The organism is Escherichia sp. WS3063, assembly GCF_046486595.1.
Lineage (GTDB): Bacteria > Pseudomonadota > Gammaproteobacteria > Enterobacterales > Enterobacteriaceae > Escherichia > Escherichia coli.
Genome location: NZ_JBJQKY010000038.1, coordinates 1 through 18,099 on the forward strand (window position 1 = coordinate 1; position 18,099 = coordinate 18,099).

General features: G+C 51.7%; 11 protein-coding genes and 1 pseudogene. All 12 read left to right on the forward strand.

Going from position 1 to position 18,099, the window contains the following annotated elements:
- Positions 1-130: pseudogene (tuf, locus tag ACJHYW_RS23350) on the forward strand (elongation factor Tu); the annotation flags it as partial.
- Positions 131-359: 229 nt separating this feature from the next.
- The gene (gene secE, locus ACJHYW_RS23355) at positions 360-743 is read left to right on the forward strand and encodes a preprotein translocase subunit SecE (protein WP_001275702.1); all 384 of its coding nucleotides are present in this window, start codon (positions 360-362) and stop codon (positions 741-743) included.
- Position 744: 1 nt separating this feature from the next.
- Complete coding sequence (nusG, locus tag ACJHYW_RS23360) at positions 745-1,290, forward strand: transcription termination/antitermination protein NusG (RefSeq protein ID WP_001287516.1); 546 nt, start codon at positions 745-747, stop codon at positions 1,288-1,290.
- A gap of 158 nt (positions 1,291-1,448) precedes the next feature.
- Positions 1,449-1,877, forward strand: a complete 429-nt coding sequence (gene rplK, locus ACJHYW_RS23365) for a 50S ribosomal protein L11 (RefSeq protein ID WP_001085926.1) — start codon at positions 1,449-1,451, stop codon at positions 1,875-1,877.
- A 3-nt stretch (positions 1,878-1,880) separates the two neighbouring features.
- A complete protein-coding gene (gene rplA / locus ACJHYW_RS23370; RefSeq protein WP_001096684.1) occupies positions 1,881-2,585 on the forward strand; it encodes a 50S ribosomal protein L1 in 705 nt (234 codons plus the stop codon).
- Between the two features lie 291 nt (positions 2,586-2,876).
- A complete protein-coding gene (rplJ, locus tag ACJHYW_RS23375; RefSeq protein WP_001207201.1) occupies positions 2,877-3,374 on the forward strand; it encodes a 50S ribosomal protein L10 in 498 nt (165 codons plus the stop codon).
- Between the two features lie 66 nt (positions 3,375-3,440).
- Positions 3,441-3,806 carry a 50S ribosomal protein L7/L12 gene (gene rplL, locus ACJHYW_RS23380; RefSeq protein WP_000028878.1) on the forward strand — a complete coding sequence of 122 codons (366 nt, stop codon included), beginning with the start codon at positions 3,441-3,443 and terminating at the stop codon, positions 3,804-3,806.
- Between the two features lie 319 nt (positions 3,807-4,125).
- Complete coding sequence (gene rpoB, locus ACJHYW_RS23385) at positions 4,126-8,154, forward strand: DNA-directed RNA polymerase subunit beta (RefSeq protein ID WP_000263098.1); 4,029 nt, start codon at positions 4,126-4,128, stop codon at positions 8,152-8,154.
- 76 nt (positions 8,155-8,230) lie between these two features.
- On the forward strand, positions 8,231-12,454 hold the full coding sequence (gene rpoC / locus ACJHYW_RS23390) for a DNA-directed RNA polymerase subunit beta' (RefSeq protein WP_000653948.1): 4,224 nt from the start codon (positions 8,231-8,233) through the stop codon (positions 12,452-12,454).
- A 257-nt stretch (positions 12,455-12,711) separates the two neighbouring features.
- Entirely contained in the window at positions 12,712-13,929 is a 1,218-nt protein-coding gene (gene rbsK / locus ACJHYW_RS23395; protein WP_000467087.1) for a ribokinase, read from the forward strand.
- Between the two features lies 1 nt (position 13,930).
- Positions 13,931-15,430, forward strand: a complete 1,500-nt coding sequence (locus ACJHYW_RS23400; RefSeq protein ID WP_000203761.1) for a purine-cytosine permease family protein — start codon at positions 13,931-13,933, stop codon at positions 15,428-15,430.
- On the forward strand, positions 15,423-18,077 hold the full coding sequence (locus tag ACJHYW_RS23405) for a hypothetical protein (RefSeq protein WP_001000014.1): 2,655 nt from the start codon (positions 15,423-15,425) through the stop codon (positions 18,075-18,077). The genes ACJHYW_RS23400 and ACJHYW_RS23405 overlap by 8 nt, the downstream gene beginning before the upstream one ends.
- The last annotated feature ends 22 nt before the right edge of the window (positions 18,078-18,099 follow it).

Sequence of the window (18,099 nt, forward strand, 5' to 3'; positions counted from 1 at the left end):
GCCGGGCGACAACATCAAAATGGTTGTTACCCTGATCCACCCGATCGCGATGGACGACGGTCTGCGTTTCGCAATCCGTGAAGGCGGCCGTACCGTTGGCGCGGGCGTTGTAGCAAAAGTTCTGAGCTAATTGCCGATAACATTTGACGCAATGCGCACTAAAAGGGCATCATTTGATGCCCTTTTTGCACGCTTTCGTACCAGAACCTGGCTCATCAGTGATTTTCTTTGTCATAATCATTGCTGAGACAGGCTCTGTTGAGGGCGTATAATCCGAAAAGCTAATACGCGTTTCGATTTGGTTTGCCTCGCGATCGCGGGGTGAAAATGTTTGTAGAAAACTTCTGACAGGTTGGTTTATGAGTGCGAATACCGAAGCTCAAGGAAGCGGGCGCGGCCTGGAAGCGATGAAGTGGGTCGTTGTGGTGGCATTGCTCCTGGTGGCGATTGTCGGCAACTATCTTTATCGCGACATTATGCTGCCGCTGCGTGCGCTGGCCGTAGTAATTCTGATTGCTGCAGCGGGTGGTGTCGCGCTGTTAACGACAAAAGGTAAAGCTACCGTTGCTTTTGCCCGTGAAGCGCGTACCGAAGTCCGTAAGGTCATTTGGCCGACTCGCCAGGAAACATTGCACACCACGCTGATTGTGGCTGCGGTTACCGCAGTAATGTCACTGATCCTGTGGGGACTGGATGGTATTCTGGTTCGCCTGGTATCCTTTATCACTGGCCTGAGGTTCTGAGATGTCTGAAGCTCCTAAAAAGCGCTGGTACGTCGTTCAGGCGTTTTCCGGTTTTGAAGGCCGCGTAGCAACGTCGCTGCGTGAGCATATCAAATTACACAACATGGAAGATTTGTTTGGTGAAGTCATGGTACCAACCGAAGAAGTGGTTGAAATCCGTGGCGGTCAGCGTCGCAAAAGCGAACGTAAATTCTTCCCTGGCTACGTCCTCGTTCAGATGGTGATGAACGACGCGAGCTGGCACCTGGTGCGCAGCGTACCGCGTGTGATGGGCTTCATCGGCGGTACTTCCGATCGTCCTGCACCAATCAGCGATAAAGAAGTCGATGCGATTATGAACCGCCTGCAGCAGGTTGGTGATAAGCCGCGTCCGAAAACGCTGTTTGAACCGGGTGAAATGGTCCGTGTTAATGATGGTCCGTTCGCTGACTTCAACGGTGTTGTTGAAGAAGTGGATTACGAGAAATCTCGTCTGAAAGTGTCTGTTTCTATCTTCGGTCGTGCGACCCCGGTAGAGCTGGACTTCAGCCAGGTTGAAAAAGCCTAACCCAGCGATCAAAAAAGCGGCGATTTAATCGTTGCACAAGGCGCGAGATTGGAATACAATTTCGCGCCTTTTGTTTTTATGGGCCTTGCCCGTAAAACGATTTTTTATATCACGGGGAGCCTCTCAGAGGCGTTATTACCCAACTTGAGGAATTTATAATGGCTAAGAAAGTACAAGCCTATGTCAAGCTGCAGGTTGCAGCTGGTATGGCTAACCCGAGTCCGCCAGTAGGTCCGGCTCTGGGTCAGCAGGGCGTAAACATCATGGAATTCTGCAAAGCGTTCAACGCAAAAACTGATTCCATCGAAAAAGGTCTGCCGATTCCGGTAGTAATCACCGTTTACGCTGACCGTTCTTTCACTTTCGTTACCAAGACTCCGCCAGCAGCAGTTCTGCTGAAAAAAGCGGCTGGTATCAAGTCTGGTTCCGGTAAGCCGAACAAAGACAAAGTGGGTAAAATTTCCCGCGCTCAGCTGCAGGAAATCGCGCAGACCAAAGCTGCCGACATGACTGGTGCCGACATTGAAGCGATGACTCGCTCCATCGAAGGTACTGCACGTTCCATGGGCCTGGTAGTGGAGGACTAAGAAATGGCTAAACTGACCAAGCGCATGCGTGTTATCCGCGAGAAAGTTGATGCAACCAAACAGTACGACATCAACGAAGCTATCGCTCTGCTGAAAGAACTGGCGACTGCTAAATTCGTAGAAAGCGTGGACGTAGCTGTTAACCTCGGCATCGACGCTCGTAAATCTGACCAGAACGTACGTGGTGCAACTGTACTGCCGCACGGTACTGGCCGTTCCGTTCGCGTAGCCGTATTTACCCAGGGTGCAAACGCTGAAGCTGCTAAAGCTGCAGGTGCTGAACTGGTAGGTATGGAAGATCTGGCTGACCAGATCAAGAAAGGCGAAATGAACTTTGACGTTGTTATTGCTTCTCCGGATGCAATGCGCGTTGTTGGCCAGCTGGGCCAGGTTCTGGGTCCGCGCGGCCTGATGCCAAACCCGAAAGTGGGTACTGTAACGCCGAACGTTGCTGAAGCGGTTAAAAACGCTAAAGCTGGCCAGGTTCGTTACCGTAACGACAAAAACGGCATCATCCACACCACCATCGGTAAAGTGGACTTTGACGCTGACAAACTGAAAGAAAACCTGGAAGCTCTGCTGGTTGCGCTGAAAAAAGCAAAACCGACTCAGGCGAAAGGCGTGTACATCAAGAAAGTTAGCATCTCCACCACCATGGGTGCAGGTGTTGCAGTTGACCAGGCTGGCCTGAGCGCTTCTGTAAACTAATGCCTTTACGTGGGCGGTGATTTTGTCTACAATCTTACCCCCACGTATGCTAACGAAAGTTAGCAGCTAAAAAGATTTGTTCGTTGGAGCCTGGCCTATCCAGGCCTCCGTCGAAGACCGCAGGAGTTTCGCAAGAAACTTAATCCCCTGCGTAGACGGTGACAGAACGCTAAGATTATTCTTTTATATTCTGGCTTGTTTCTGCTCACCGTAATTAAGACGCTCTCTCCGTTTGGAGGAGTGAAGTGAGTTCCAGAGATTTTCTCTGGCAAACATCCAGGAGCAAAGCTAATGGCTTTAAATCTTCAAGACAAACAAGCGATTGTTGCTGAAGTCAGCGAAGTAGCCAAAGGCGCGCTGTCTGCAGTAGTTGCGGATTCCCGTGGCGTAACTGTAGATAAAATGACTGAACTGCGTAAAGCAGGTCGCGAAGCTGGCGTATACATGCGTGTTGTTCGTAACACCCTGCTGCGCCGTGCTGTTGAAGGTACTCCGTTCGAGTGCCTGAAAGACGCGTTTGTTGGTCCGACCCTGATTGCATACTCTATGGAACACCCGGGCGCTGCTGCTCGTCTGTTCAAAGAGTTCGCGAAAGCGAATGCAAAATTTGAGGTCAAAGCCGCTGCCTTTGAAGGTGAGCTGATCCCGGCGTCTCAGATCGACCGCCTGGCAACTCTGCCGACCTACGAAGAAGCAATTGCACGCCTGATGGCAACCATGAAAGAAGCTTCGGCTGGCAAACTGGTTCGTACTCTGGCTGCTGTACGCGATGCGAAAGAAGCTGCTTAATCGCAGTTATCTTTTTAACGCATTCGCTTACGTATAAACTTATTCTGATATTCAGGAACAATTTAAATGTCTATCACTAAAGATCAAATCATTGAAGCAGTTGCAGCTATGTCTGTAATGGACGTTGTAGAACTGATCTCTGCAATGGAAGAAAAATTCGGTGTTTCCGCTGCTGCTGCTGTAGCTGTAGCTGCTGGCCCGGTTGAAGCTGCTGAAGAAAAAACTGAATTCGACGTAATTCTGAAAGCTGCTGGCGCTAACAAAGTTGCTGTTATCAAAGCAGTACGTGGCGCAACTGGCCTGGGTCTGAAAGAAGCTAAAGACCTGGTAGAATCTGCACCGGCTGCTCTGAAAGAAGGCGTGAGCAAAGACGACGCAGAAGCACTGAAAAAAGCTCTGGAAGAAGCTGGCGCTGAAGTTGAAGTTAAATAAGCCAACCCTTCCGGTTGCAGCCTGAGAAATCAGGCTGATGGCTGGTGACTTTTTAGTCACCAGCCTTTTTGCGCTGTAAGGCGCCAGTAGCGTTTCACACTGTTTGACTACTGCTGTGCCTTTCAATGCTTGTTTCTATCGACGACTTAATATACTGCGACAGGACGTCCGTTCTGTGTAAATCGCAATGAAATGGTTTAAGCGTGATAGCAACAGGCATTGCGGAAAGTGTTCCATTTTCCGGTCAACAAAATAGTGTTGCACAAACTGTCCGCTCAATGGACAGATGGGTCGACTTGTCAGCGAGCTGAGGAACCCTATGGTTTACTCCTATACCGAGAAAAAACGTATTCGTAAGGATTTTGGTAAACGTCCACAAGTTCTGGATGTACCTTATCTCCTTTCTATCCAGCTTGACTCGTTTCAGAAATTTATCGAGCAAGATCCTGAAGGGCAGTATGGTCTGGAAGCTGCTTTCCGTTCCGTATTCCCGATTCAGAGCTACAGCGGTAATTCCGAGCTGCAATACGTCAGCTACCGCCTTGGCGAACCGGTGTTTGACGTCCAGGAATGTCAAATCCGTGGCGTGACCTATTCCGCACCGCTGCGCGTTAAACTGCGTCTGGTGATCTATGAGCGCGAAGCGCCGGAAGGCACCGTAAAAGACATTAAAGAACAAGAAGTCTACATGGGCGAAATTCCGCTCATGACAGACAACGGTACCTTTGTTATCAACGGTACTGAGCGTGTTATCGTTTCCCAGCTGCACCGTAGTCCGGGCGTCTTCTTTGACTCCGACAAAGGTAAAACCCACTCTTCGGGTAAAGTGCTGTATAACGCGCGCATCATCCCTTACCGTGGTTCCTGGCTGGACTTCGAATTCGATCCGAAGGACAACCTGTTCGTACGTATCGACCGTCGCCGTAAACTGCCTGCGACCATCATTCTGCGCGCCCTGAACTACACCACAGAGCAGATCCTCGACCTGTTCTTTGAAAAAGTTATCTTTGAAATCCGTGATAACAAGCTGCAGATGGAACTGGTGCCGGAACGCCTGCGTGGTGAAACCGCATCTTTTGACATCGAAGCTAACGGTAAAGTGTACGTAGAAAAAGGCCGCCGTATCACTGCGCGCCACATTCGCCAGCTGGAAAAAGACGACGTCAAACTGATCGAAGTCCCGGTTGAGTACATCGCAGGTAAAGTGGTTGCTAAAGACTATATTGATGAGTCTACCGGCGAGCTGATCTGTGCTGCGAACATGGAGCTGAGCCTGGATCTGCTGGCTAAGCTGAGCCAGTCTGGTCACAAGCGTATCGAAACGCTGTTCACCAACGATCTGGATCACGGCCCATATATCTCTGAAACCTTACGTGTCGACCCAACTAACGACCGTCTGAGCGCACTGGTAGAAATCTACCGCATGATGCGCCCTGGCGAGCCGCCGACTCGTGAAGCAGCTGAAAGCCTGTTCGAGAACCTGTTCTTCTCCGAAGACCGCTATGACCTGTCTGCGGTTGGTCGTATGAAGTTCAACCGTTCTCTGCTGCGCGAAGAAATCGAAGGTTCCGGTATCCTGAGCAAAGACGACATCATTGATGTTATGAAAAAGCTCATCGATATCCGTAACGGTAAAGGCGAAGTCGATGATATCGACCACCTCGGCAACCGTCGTATCCGTTCCGTTGGCGAAATGGCGGAAAACCAGTTCCGCGTTGGCCTGGTACGTGTAGAGCGTGCGGTGAAAGAGCGTTTGTCTCTGGGCGATCTGGATACCCTGATGCCTCAGGATATGATCAACGCCAAGCCGATTTCCGCAGCAGTGAAAGAGTTCTTCGGTTCCAGCCAGCTGTCTCAGTTTATGGACCAGAACAACCCGCTGTCTGAGATTACGCACAAACGTCGTATCTCCGCACTCGGCCCGGGTGGTCTGACCCGTGAACGTGCAGGCTTCGAAGTTCGAGACGTACACCCGACTCACTACGGTCGCGTATGTCCAATCGAAACCCCTGAAGGTCCGAACATCGGTCTGATCAACTCCCTGTCTGTATACGCGCAGACTAACGAATACGGCTTCCTTGAGACTCCGTATCGTAAAGTGACCGACGGTGTTGTAACTGACGAAATTCACTACCTGTCTGCTATCGAAGAAGGCAACTACGTTATCGCCCAGGCGAACTCCAACCTGGATGAAGAAGGCCACTTCGTAGAAGACCTGGTAACTTGCCGTAGCAAAGGCGAATCCAGCTTGTTCAGCCGTGACCAGGTTGACTACATGGACGTATCCACCCAGCAGGTGGTATCCGTCGGTGCGTCCCTGATCCCGTTCCTGGAACACGATGACGCCAACCGTGCATTGATGGGGGCGAACATGCAACGTCAGGCCGTTCCGACTCTGCGTGCTGATAAGCCGCTGGTTGGTACGGGTATGGAACGTGCTGTTGCCGTTGACTCCGGTGTAACTGCGGTTGCTAAACGTGGTGGTGTCGTTCAGTACGTGGATGCTTCCCGTATCGTTATCAAAGTTAACGAAGACGAGATGTATCCGGGTGAAGCAGGTATCGACATCTACAACCTGACCAAGTACACCCGTTCTAACCAGAACACCTGTATCAACCAGATGCCGTGTGTGTCTCTGGGTGAACCGGTAGAACGTGGCGACGTGCTGGCAGACGGTCCGTCCACCGACCTCGGTGAACTGGCGCTTGGTCAGAACATGCGCGTAGCGTTCATGCCGTGGAATGGTTACAACTTCGAAGACTCCATCCTCGTATCCGAGCGTGTTGTTCAGGAAGACCGTTTCACCACCATCCATATTCAGGAACTGGCGTGTGTGTCCCGTGATACCAAGCTGGGGCCGGAAGAGATCACCGCTGACATCCCGAACGTGGGTGAAGCTGCTCTCTCCAAACTGGATGAATCCGGTATCGTTTACATTGGTGCGGAAGTGACCGGTGGCGACATTCTGGTTGGTAAGGTAACGCCGAAAGGTGAAACTCAGCTGACCCCAGAAGAAAAACTGCTGCGTGCGATCTTCGGTGAGAAAGCGTCTGACGTTAAAGACTCTTCTCTGCGCGTACCAAACGGTGTATCCGGTACGGTTATCGACGTTCAGGTCTTTACTCGCGATGGCGTAGAAAAAGACAAACGTGCGCTGGAAATCGAAGAAATGCAGCTCAAACAGGCGAAGAAAGACCTGTCTGAAGAACTGCAAATCCTCGAAGCGGGTCTGTTCAGCCGTATCCGTGCTGTGCTGGTAGCCGGTGGCGTTGAAGCTGAGAAGCTCGACAAACTGCCGCGCGATCGCTGGCTGGAGCTGGGCCTGACCGACGAAGAGAAACAAAATCAGCTGGAACAGCTGGCTGAGCAGTATGACGAACTGAAACACGAGTTCGAGAAGAAACTCGAAGCGAAACGCCGCAAAATCACCCAGGGCGACGATCTGGCACCGGGCGTGCTGAAGATTGTTAAGGTATATCTGGCGGTTAAACGCCGTATCCAGCCTGGTGACAAGATGGCAGGTCGTCATGGTAACAAGGGTGTAATTTCTAAGATCAACCCGATCGAAGATATGCCTTACGATGAAAACGGTACGCCGGTAGACATCGTACTGAACCCGCTGGGCGTACCGTCTCGTATGAACATTGGTCAGATCCTCGAAACCCACCTGGGTATGGCTGCGAAAGGTATCGGCGACAAGATCAACGCCATGCTGAAACAGCAGCAAGAAGTCGCGAAACTGCGCGAATTCATCCAGCGTGCGTACGATCTGGGCGCTGACGTTCGTCAGAAAGTTGACCTGAGTACCTTCAGCGATGAAGAAGTTATGCGTCTGGCTGAAAACCTGCGCAAAGGTATGCCAATCGCAACGCCGGTCTTCGACGGTGCGAAAGAAGCAGAAATTAAAGAGCTGCTGAAACTTGGCGACCTGCCGACTTCTGGTCAGATCCGCCTGTACGACGGCCGCACTGGTGAACAGTTCGAGCGTCCGGTAACCGTTGGTTACATGTACATGCTGAAACTGAACCACCTGGTCGACGACAAGATGCACGCGCGTTCCACCGGTTCTTACAGCCTGGTTACTCAGCAGCCGCTGGGTGGTAAGGCACAGTTCGGTGGTCAGCGTTTCGGGGAGATGGAAGTGTGGGCGCTGGAAGCATACGGCGCAGCATACACCCTGCAGGAAATGCTCACCGTTAAGTCTGATGACGTGAACGGTCGTACTAAGATGTATAAAAACATCGTGGACGGCAACCATCAGATGGAGCCGGGCATGCCAGAATCCTTCAACGTATTGTTGAAAGAGATTCGTTCGCTGGGTATCAACATCGAACTGGAAGACGAGTAATTCTCGCTCAAACAGGTCACTGCTGTCGGGGTAAAACCCGGCAGCGGATTGTGCTAACTCCGACGGGAGCAAATCCGTGAAAGATTTATTAAAGTTTCTGAAAGCGCAGACTAAAACCGAAGAGTTTGATGCGATCAAAATTGCTCTGGCTTCGCCAGACATGATCCGTTCATGGTCTTTCGGTGAAGTTAAAAAGCCGGAAACCATCAACTACCGTACGTTCAAACCAGAACGTGACGGCCTTTTCTGCGCCCGTATCTTTGGGCCGGTAAAAGATTACGAGTGCCTGTGCGGTAAGTACAAGCGCCTGAAACACCGTGGCGTCATCTGTGAGAAGTGCGGTGTTGAAGTGACCCAGACTAAAGTACGCCGTGAGCGTATGGGCCACATCGAACTGGCTTCCCCGACTGCGCACATCTGGTTCCTGAAATCGCTGCCGTCCCGTATCGGCCTGCTGCTCGATATGCCGCTGCGCGATATCGAACGCGTACTGTACTTCGAATCCTATGTGGTTATCGAAGGCGGTATGACCAACCTGGAGCGTCAGCAGATCCTGACTGAAGAGCAGTATCTGGACGCGCTGGAAGAGTTCGGTGACGAATTCGACGCGAAGATGGGTGCGGAAGCAATCCAGGCCCTGCTGAAGAGCATGGATCTGGAGCAAGAGTGCGAACAGCTGCGTGAAGAGCTGAACGAAACCAACTCCGAAACCAAGCGTAAAAAGCTGACCAAGCGTATCAAACTGCTGGAAGCGTTCGTTCAGTCTGGTAACAAACCAGAGTGGATGATCCTGACCGTTCTGCCGGTACTGCCGCCAGATCTGCGTCCGCTGGTTCCGCTGGATGGTGGTCGTTTCGCGACTTCTGACCTGAACGATCTGTATCGTCGCGTCATTAACCGTAACAACCGTCTGAAACGTCTGCTGGATCTGGCTGCGCCAGATATCATCGTACGTAACGAAAAACGTATGCTGCAGGAAGCGGTAGACGCCCTGCTGGATAACGGTCGTCGCGGTCGTGCGATCACTGGTTCTAACAAGCGTCCTCTGAAATCTTTGGCCGACATGATCAAAGGTAAACAGGGTCGTTTCCGTCAGAACCTGCTCGGTAAGCGTGTTGACTACTCCGGTCGTTCTGTAATCACCGTAGGTCCATACCTGCGTCTGCATCAGTGCGGTCTGCCGAAGAAAATGGCACTGGAACTGTTCAAACCGTTCATCTACGGCAAGCTGGAACTGCGTGGTCTTGCTACCACCATTAAAGCTGCGAAGAAAATGGTTGAGCGCGAAGAAGCTGTCGTTTGGGATATCCTGGACGAAGTTATCCGCGAACACCCGGTACTGCTGAACCGTGCACCGACTCTGCACCGTCTGGGTATCCAGGCATTTGAACCGGTACTGATCGAAGGTAAAGCTATCCAGCTGCACCCGCTGGTTTGTGCGGCATATAACGCCGACTTCGATGGTGACCAGATGGCTGTTCACGTACCGCTGACGCTGGAAGCCCAGCTGGAAGCGCGTGCGCTGATGATGTCTACCAACAACATCCTGTCCCCGGCGAACGGCGAACCAATCATCGTTCCGTCTCAGGACGTTGTACTGGGTCTGTACTACATGACCCGCGACTGTGTTAACGCCAAAGGCGAAGGCATGGTGCTGACTGGCCCGAAAGAAGCAGAACGTCTGTATCGCTCTGGTCTGGCTTCTCTGCATGCGCGCGTTAAAGTGCGTATCACCGAGTATGAAAAAGATGCTAACGGTGAATTAGTAGCGAAAACCAGCCTGAAAGATACGACCGTTGGCCGTGCCATTCTGTGGATGATTGTACCGAAAGGTCTGCCTTACTCCATCGTCAACCAGGCGCTGGGTAAGAAAGCAATCTCCAAAATGCTGAACACCTGCTACCGCATTCTCGGTCTGAAACCGACCGTTATTTTTGCGGACCAGATCATGTACACCGGCTTCGCCTATGCAGCGCGTTCTGGTGCATCTGTTGGTATCGATGACATGGTCATCCCGGAGAAGAAACACGAAATCATCTCCGAGGCAGAAGCAGAAGTTGCTGAAATTCAGGAGCAGTTCCAGTCTGGTCTGGTAACTGCGGGCGAACGCTACAACAAAGTTATCGATATCTGGGCTGCGGCGAACGATCGTGTATCCAAAGCGATGATGGATAACCTGCAAACTGAAACCGTTATTAACCGTGACGGTCAGGAAGAGAAGCAGGTTTCCTTCAACAGCATCTACATGATGGCCGACTCCGGTGCGCGTGGTTCTGCGGCACAGATTCGTCAGCTTGCTGGTATGCGTGGTCTGATGGCGAAGCCGGATGGCTCCATCATCGAAACGCCAATCACCGCGAACTTCCGTGAAGGTCTGAACGTACTCCAGTACTTCATCTCCACCCACGGTGCTCGTAAAGGTCTGGCGGATACCGCACTGAAAACTGCGAACTCCGGTTACCTGACTCGTCGTCTGGTTGACGTGGCGCAGGACCTGGTGGTTACCGAAGACGATTGTGGTACCCATGAAGGTATCATGATGACTCCGGTTATCGAGGGTGGTGACGTTAAAGAGCCGCTGCGCGATCGCGTATTGGGTCGTGTAACTGCTGAAGACGTTCTGAAGCCGGGTACTGCTGATATCCTCGTTCCGCGCAACACGCTGCTGCACGAACAGTGGTGTGACCTGCTGGAAGAGAACTCTGTCGACGCGGTTAAAGTACGTTCTGTTGTATCTTGTGACACCGACTTTGGTGTATGTGCGCACTGCTACGGTCGTGACCTGGCGCGTGGCCACCTCATCAACAAAGGTGAAGCAATCGGTGTTATCGCGGCACAGTCCATCGGTGAACCGGGTACACAGCTGACCATGCGTACGTTCCACATCGGTGGTGCGGCATCTCGTGCGGCTGCTGAATCCAGCATCCAGGTGAAAAACAAAGGTAGCATCAAGCTCAGCAACGTGAAGTCGGTTGTGAACTCCAGCGGTAAACTGGTTATCACTTCCCGTAACACCGAACTGAAACTGATCGACGAATTCGGTCGTACCAAAGAAAGCTACAAAGTACCTTACGGTGCGGTACTGGCGAAAGGCGATGGCGAACAGGTTGCTGGCGGCGAAACCGTTGCAAACTGGGACCCGCACACCATGCCGGTTATCACCGAAGTAAGCGGTTTTGTACGCTTTACTGACATGATCGACGGCCAGACCATTACTCGTCAGACCGACGAATTGACCGGTCTGTCTTCGCTGGTGGTTCTGGATTCCGCAGAACGTACCGCAGGTGGTAAAGATCTGCGTCCGGCGCTGAAAATCGTTGATGCTCAGGGTAACGATGTTCTGATCCCGGGTACCGATATGCCTGCGCAGTACTTCCTGCCGGGTAAAGCGATTGTTCAGCTGGAAGATGGCGTACAGATCAGCTCTGGTGACACCCTGGCGCGTATTCCGCAGGAATCCGGCGGTACCAAGGACATCACCGGTGGTCTGCCGCGCGTTGCGGACCTGTTCGAAGCACGTCGTCCGAAAGAGCCGGCAATCCTGGCTGAAATCAGCGGTATCGTTTCCTTCGGTAAAGAAACCAAAGGTAAACGTCGTCTGGTTATCACCCCGGTAGACGGTAGCGATCCGTACGAAGAGATGATTCCGAAATGGCGTCAACTCAACGTGTTCGAAGGTGAACGTGTAGAACGTGGTGACGTAATTTCCGACGGTCCGGAAGCGCCGCACGACATTCTGCGTCTGCGTGGTGTTCATGCTGTGACTCGTTACATCGTTAACGAAGTACAGGACGTATACCGTCTGCAGGGCGTTAAGATTAACGATAAACACATCGAAGTTATCGTTCGTCAGATGCTGCGTAAAGCTACCATCGTTAACGCGGGCAGCTCCGACTTCCTGGAAGGTGAACAGGTTGAATACTCTCGCGTCAAGATCGCAAACCGCGAACTGGAAGCGAACGGCAAAGTGGGTGCAACTTACTCCCGCGATCTGCTGGGTATCACCAAAGCGTCTCTGGCAACCGAGTCCTTCATCTCCGCGGCATCGTTCCAGGAGACCACTCGCGTGCTGACCGAAGCAGCCGTTGCGGGCAAACGCGACGAACTGCGCGGCCTGAAAGAGAACGTTATCGTGGGTCGTCTGATCCCGGCAGGTACCGGTTACGCGTACCACCAGGATCGTATGCGTCGCCGTGCTGCGGGTGAAGCTCCGGCTGCACCGCAGGTGACTGCAGAAGACGCATCTGCCAGCCTGGCAGAACTGCTGAACGCAGGTCTGGGCGGTTCTGATAACGAGTAATCGCTCTTCTTAAGAAATAAGCCAGTCAGGTCACACTGACTGGCTTTTTTTTGCATTCCGTTTACGATTGAAAGCGCTTTCCCACGCATTTTTCGGGAGTGTTTTTTCAAAACAACATTCCCCTCTCACTATCCCATTGAATAAAAAAACCTTTCCTCCAAAAATTCCCGTTTGTTTTTGTTTTCGTGATGGTAGTGTGAAAGGATTCATGGAATCAGAAAATTACAAAAGATATAAATGTTACGTGAGGTGAAATCATGTTTGGGAAAGAAAGACAACGTCAAATATTGGCATATTTGAATAAACATGAGCGGGCTACGGTTAATCAACTCGCCATCTTATTCTCTGTCAGTAAAGAAACGATCCGTAATGATTTAAATTTATTAGCGGAGCAAGGGGGTGTTGAGCGTTGTCACGGCGGAGCAATAATATTGCGTCGGATTTTCCATTCTCAGCCCGTTAATAACGTTGGTACCTCTATTGAAAAGTTCCTCAATCAGGTCAACTGGCGAAAAAACTCGATGACAAACAAAAAAGGGAAAATAATGATAAGCAAAGTTTGTATATTAGGATCTTTTAATGTCGATATTATTGCCAAAGTTGATCGCTTCCCTAAAAGCGGCGAATCAATTCTTGCCAGCAATACCATCATTGGACCTGGCGGCAAGGGCGCAAACCAGGCGATGGCAGCCAGCAAATGTCCCGTCCAGGTACACTTCGTCGGCAAAGTTGGCAACGACCATTTCGGCCAGATGGCGCATGATCATCTCTCTTCATCCGATATCCGCAGCTTTACCCTCTACCAGGACGAAGAGCATAAAACAGGAAGCGCCATAATATATGTTTCGGAGCCTGCTGGTGAAAACAAGATCGCGATTTATTCTGGCGCCAATCAATATATCACTGAAGCGGAAGTTGCCAGTATTGCGGGTGAGTTGACGGACGCCAAAATATTTTTGACACAGTTGGAAAATAACTTTGAAGCAACCACGCTGGCACTAAATATGGCACATCGGTCGGGCGTGAAAACTATCCTTAACCCAGCCCCTTATTCTGACCAGGCAAAAGAATGCCTGCAATATGTTGATTATCTGACACCGAATGAAACAGAAGCGTCGCTGATGTCCGGTGTCGAGATTAATGATATCGAGAGTGCGAAAGAAGCGGCGCAAACCATAAAATCCCTGGGGGCAAAAAACATCATTATTACGATGGGTTCTCAAGGGGCGCTGATTTATGACGGTGAACAATTTACCCATATTCCAGCGTTAAAAGCAGTAAGTATTGACACCACCGGTGCGGGGGATGCGTTTAACGGTGCGTTTGCTGCGGCGATTGCGCAGGGCCAGCCGTTGCTCAGTGCAGCAAAATTTGCCTCTGCGTTTGCTTCTCTGGCGGTCGAGCGGGAAGGCGCATCGAACATGCCTGAGTATGAAGCCGTACTATCACGTCTTGCTCAATATGAGAGGAAATAAAATGACGAGCCAAGCCCAGAACCCATCTGATGTTTCAGGTACGATGAAGGTGGAAACCAATGGGGTAAACCCGGTTAGTGATAACGAACGTTATGGTTCGCCTGCCGGACTTTTCCCGATCTGGTTTTCATGGAATGTATCCATCCTCGGTATTACCTATGGGATTTATGTTTACTCACTGGGGTTAAGCCTCTGGCAGGCGATTGTTGCCGGTGTCGTGGGCTATTTTTTATCCAGCACGCTGGTGGGGGTTCTGGCCGTTGGTGGGCCACGCACCGGGCTGCCTACCTTAACGCAGACCCGATTTGCCTTTGGTTATCATGGGAATAAGATCCCCACTTTATTTGCCTATATTTCCAATATGGGCTGGAAAATCACCATTATTACGTTGTCCTCGACCACTGGCGCCGCCCTCTTTGCCCGGTTATGGCCAACCGTATTTGCAGCAGAAAACGGTCACCCTACCTTAGGGTGCCTGTTGGGCTGGTTCGTGGTGACCTTAGTATTGACTATGTCCGTTGCCATCTACGGCCACCAGCTCATCATGAAGGTAGAAAAGTATATTGCATGGTTAACGGGCGGAATGAGCATCATCTTTATTATCCTGATCCTGCCACATATTCACTGGTCGCAGGCGGGTGCTGCTCCCGATGCCGGATTTTTAACGTTTATCGGCGGCATGGTGATGGCAATGACGATGGTTGGGCTGGGCTTTCTCAACTATGGCGGTGATTTCGCCCGTTACCTGCCGCGCAAAACCGCTGCCGGGAAAGTGATTTTCTGGACGTCGCTTGGGATTTCGCTTCCGGTTTCCATCCTGCTGATTTTAGGTGCCCTGCTGGCCGACAGTAACCCGGAACTGAGCGGAGCAGCAGCGTCCGAACCGATTGCGGCCTTAACCTCGTTCCTGCCGTTTTGGTTCTATGTGCCGTTTTCAATCGTGATCATCATCTCCCTGCTGGCGGCAGCCATTACAGGTGTTTACAGCTCAGGCCTCGCATTGCTGGCAATGGGCGTTCCAGCCAGTCGTTCAACCACCACTGCTATCAATGCGGTCATTATCGCATTCGGTGCCTTCTACTTATTGTTTGTTTCTGACTCGTTCCTCGCAACCTTTCAGTCTTTTCTGGCAACGGTATCCGTCGTATTGGGATCGATGGGCGCAATCCAGCTTGTCGACTTTGCCCGGCAAAAACGCTTGCACTGGAACACTGATATGGCGCAGCCCGCGGGGCTTGGCGGGCGTAACGGTCGCTGGACGGCATTATTATCGCTGTTTGTTGCATCGGTTATCGGCATGGGAACCATCACCTCAGGCGATCCGTGGATTGCTCACCTGGTCGGCTTCTTACTGACGGCAGAAACCAAAACCAGCGTGTTTGCGACAGCAAATATTGGCGTAGTGGTGGCGATGCTGGTGGGCGCGGCGCTGTATGCCATTTTGACATACATTTGTCATTGTGATGTTCCGCCGATTAAGAAGGGGGAAAGCCATGAATGATTCGTTAGCACAGGCACGCCAAAACTTTAAAAATCCTGATGTATGGCACCTGCCTGCAACCTACTGGTTCTGGCATACCATTCCGGACAAAAAGCAGATCGACAGCCAACTGAGGCAACTGCAGGCGGGAGGGTATGGTTCATTTCAGATAGCCGCACGTCTGAGTCTTCCGCTGGAGAGTTATCTCAGTGAGGAGTGGCTGGCAGCCTGTCGCTACACGGCTGATAAAGCTGCCAATATTGGGCTGATGATGGGCATCTACGATGATTACAACTGGCTTTCCGGGCACGCCGGGGGAAGGACCGTTGAAGGGAGAGATGAGCTGCGTGAGCGCCATCTTTTCTGGAGCCAGTCCAGCCGGTCTGCAGATGTACTGACATGTCACCTTTCCGGGATCCGCTCTGCGGATGCGCAGGCGCTACAGCAGTGTGGAATGGAGTGGATTTTTGCTGGCGGTAAACCGGCGTGGGATGAATGGGAAATTGTCGCAGCGTATGCCACCTCTTCATCAGGGGAGTGCAATGCAGATGAAATTGTTGATGTTTCTTCATTGGCCCGCATCACCAAAGCAACCACAGAGGAATTTGAGGTCACCTTTACGGGAAGCGACCTGCCCTGGGGTGCGGAAACGGTAGTGACGCTCTTTGCCGCGGCGCGTTGCTTGACCTCACGGATGATTAATTACCTGATGCCCGAAGCGGCAGAAAATTTTATTCGTGTCGGCTATGAACCTTACGCCCGCGCTTTTGGCGATCATTTTGGTAAGACGGTGGCGTATCTCTTTTTCGACCAGCCACACGCCTGTTTCTGGCAATGGAATGAACATACTGGCGCGGTCAAATCCTCCTTAATGTATGAAAAAAGGTTTGTTGATGCATTGCAACAGGCACCTTACTGCCTGGCAGAAAACCTGATGTCGTTAGTTATGGACATTGGCAGTCGTACCGCACGTCGGCGCTGTGAGCTGCTTTCCTGTTATTCCAGCCAGGCGATGCAGGCCTTTTTTGGTACGTTGTCAGAATGGGCGCACCAGCGGGGAATACAGCTAAGTGGTCATGAAGTATTAGGTCACGTTAGTAGCTGGAATTTCGCCAGTAAAATCATCACCGAAGATAACCGGTGTAATTTTGCTATGGATTACTTTGCTCTCGATGGCTGGCGGGATATTACGGCTGTCGATTCGCGAAATAGCGAGCCGCAGATGGCGGCGAAGGTTGGCGACTCTGTGGCGCGCGCTCATGGGCGTAAAGGGTGCATTGTTGAGCAATATTATGCGCGGGTGAAGCCATGCACACATTTTGCTGCCGGGCAGTGGGAAATTTCACTGCATGACATCCGGTTGCAGGCATTGCGCCATCACCTCCTCGGTGCGCGGCAATTTTTGATGCACGCGTTCTGGCTGACGGATGGCGAGGCAAATGACGACGTATTAAGTAACCCGCGTTTTGATTTTGCGCCGGGCGTTAACTTCCAGCCCTGGTACGCCTTCCACGCTGGGTTTGCTCAGGAATCTGGTCGCCTTGCCGAATTTCTTGAGCAGGGAGAGCCGTACGTTGATGTTGGCGTACTCTATCCCAAACGGACTTTCTGGCACTGTGGCGTGGATGGCAACGAAGGGCAGTCAGGCGAATATTGGGCAAAACAACTCAGCGCTCAGGGATTTGAATATTTCTTTATTGATGAAGAGAATTTGCTCCAGGCTGATGGAACGCGCATTAACGGCATGAATTTCCCTGCGCTTCTGTTAGCGGACGTTAAGGTGGTGAAATCAGCCGCCACGCTGAGCCAACTGGAGCACTTTGTCGCCGCTGGTGGCCAGCTTCTGATCGCCGGCGAGCTTGCGGCATATAGCGAGGAAAAAGGTGAAGATCGTTCTCTCACCGAAAGGCTGCAAAAACTGATTGAGGCGCAACCGCAGTGCAGCACGTTAGCCGACACGCTGAAAAACGATCACCCCTTTGTTGACTATCCCTCCCGGAAAACTGCCGTCTGGACGCGAATTACCCAGGATGAAACATCGCGTTACGTCAGCGTATTTAACGACGGAGATACCCCGCTCTACGGCTGGCTACATTTTCCGGGCCTCAGTGGGCAGTTGTCGGAGTGGCATCTTGCAACGGGAGAGGTTTCAGTGCTGGAAGAGCATCTCACGGGAAGTTATCCGCTACAAATCGAGCCCTGGCAGGCCCGTTGCTTTTCATTGCAGGTAGTGGAAAGTCGCCACGAGGTGGTGCTGGATAAGCACTGGCAACTGCTGGTTGATAACGTTTCCCGACCCGTTGAGGTAACAAAAGGGTGGGAGCAGCAGGGGATGGAGACGTGGTGTGGTCCGGGACATTATCAGTTACGCTTTGCGCTGGAGACGATTACCGACGATATTGAGCTTTATTTACCGCAAGTGCAGGGAAGCGTTGCTATCTGGCTTAACGATACGTTAATTGCCGAAAAGGGCTGGCCGGAATATCGTTTCACCTTGCCACAGTCTTTACTAAAAAAGCGTAATGAACTGGCGGTCGTGGTCTACCCATCGGCAGCGAATCATTATTATTTTGCGAGTGCATGGCAGGGGAATGAGTGGGATCGCTGCGGTCTGACCATGCCACCACGCGTGCGAACAAAAGACAGCGTGGCGGTAATTGCCGGGTAAAGAACAGGCGAAGAGAAATCTT

Bases quoted from the DNA above. Each gene is read 5' to 3' on its own strand.
- rplA (WP_001096684.1), top strand. From the start codon at position 1,881: ATGGCTAAACTGACCAAGCGCATGCGTGTTATCCGCGAGAAAGTTGAT.
- rpoB (WP_000263098.1), top strand. From the start codon at position 4,126: ATGGTTTACTCCTATACCGAGAAAAAACGTATTCGTAAGGATTTTGGT.
- rplK (WP_001085926.1), top strand. From the start codon at position 1,449: ATGGCTAAGAAAGTACAAGCCTATGTCAAGCTGCAGGTTGCAGCTGGT.
- rbsK (WP_000467087.1), top strand. From the start codon at position 12,712: ATGTTTGGGAAAGAAAGACAACGTCAAATATTGGCATATTTGAATAAA.
- rplJ (WP_001207201.1), top strand. From the start codon at position 2,877: ATGGCTTTAAATCTTCAAGACAAACAAGCGATTGTTGCTGAAGTCAGC.
- nusG (WP_001287516.1), top strand. From the start codon at position 745: ATGTCTGAAGCTCCTAAAAAGCGCTGGTACGTCGTTCAGGCGTTTTCC.
- ACJHYW_RS23400 (WP_000203761.1), top strand. From the start codon at position 13,931: ATGACGAGCCAAGCCCAGAACCCATCTGATGTTTCAGGTACGATGAAG.
- secE (WP_001275702.1), top strand. From the start codon at position 360: ATGAGTGCGAATACCGAAGCTCAAGGAAGCGGGCGCGGCCTGGAAGCG.
- rplL (WP_000028878.1), top strand. From the start codon at position 3,441: ATGTCTATCACTAAAGATCAAATCATTGAAGCAGTTGCAGCTATGTCT.
- ACJHYW_RS23405 (WP_001000014.1), top strand. From the start codon at position 15,423: ATGAATGATTCGTTAGCACAGGCACGCCAAAACTTTAAAAATCCTGAT.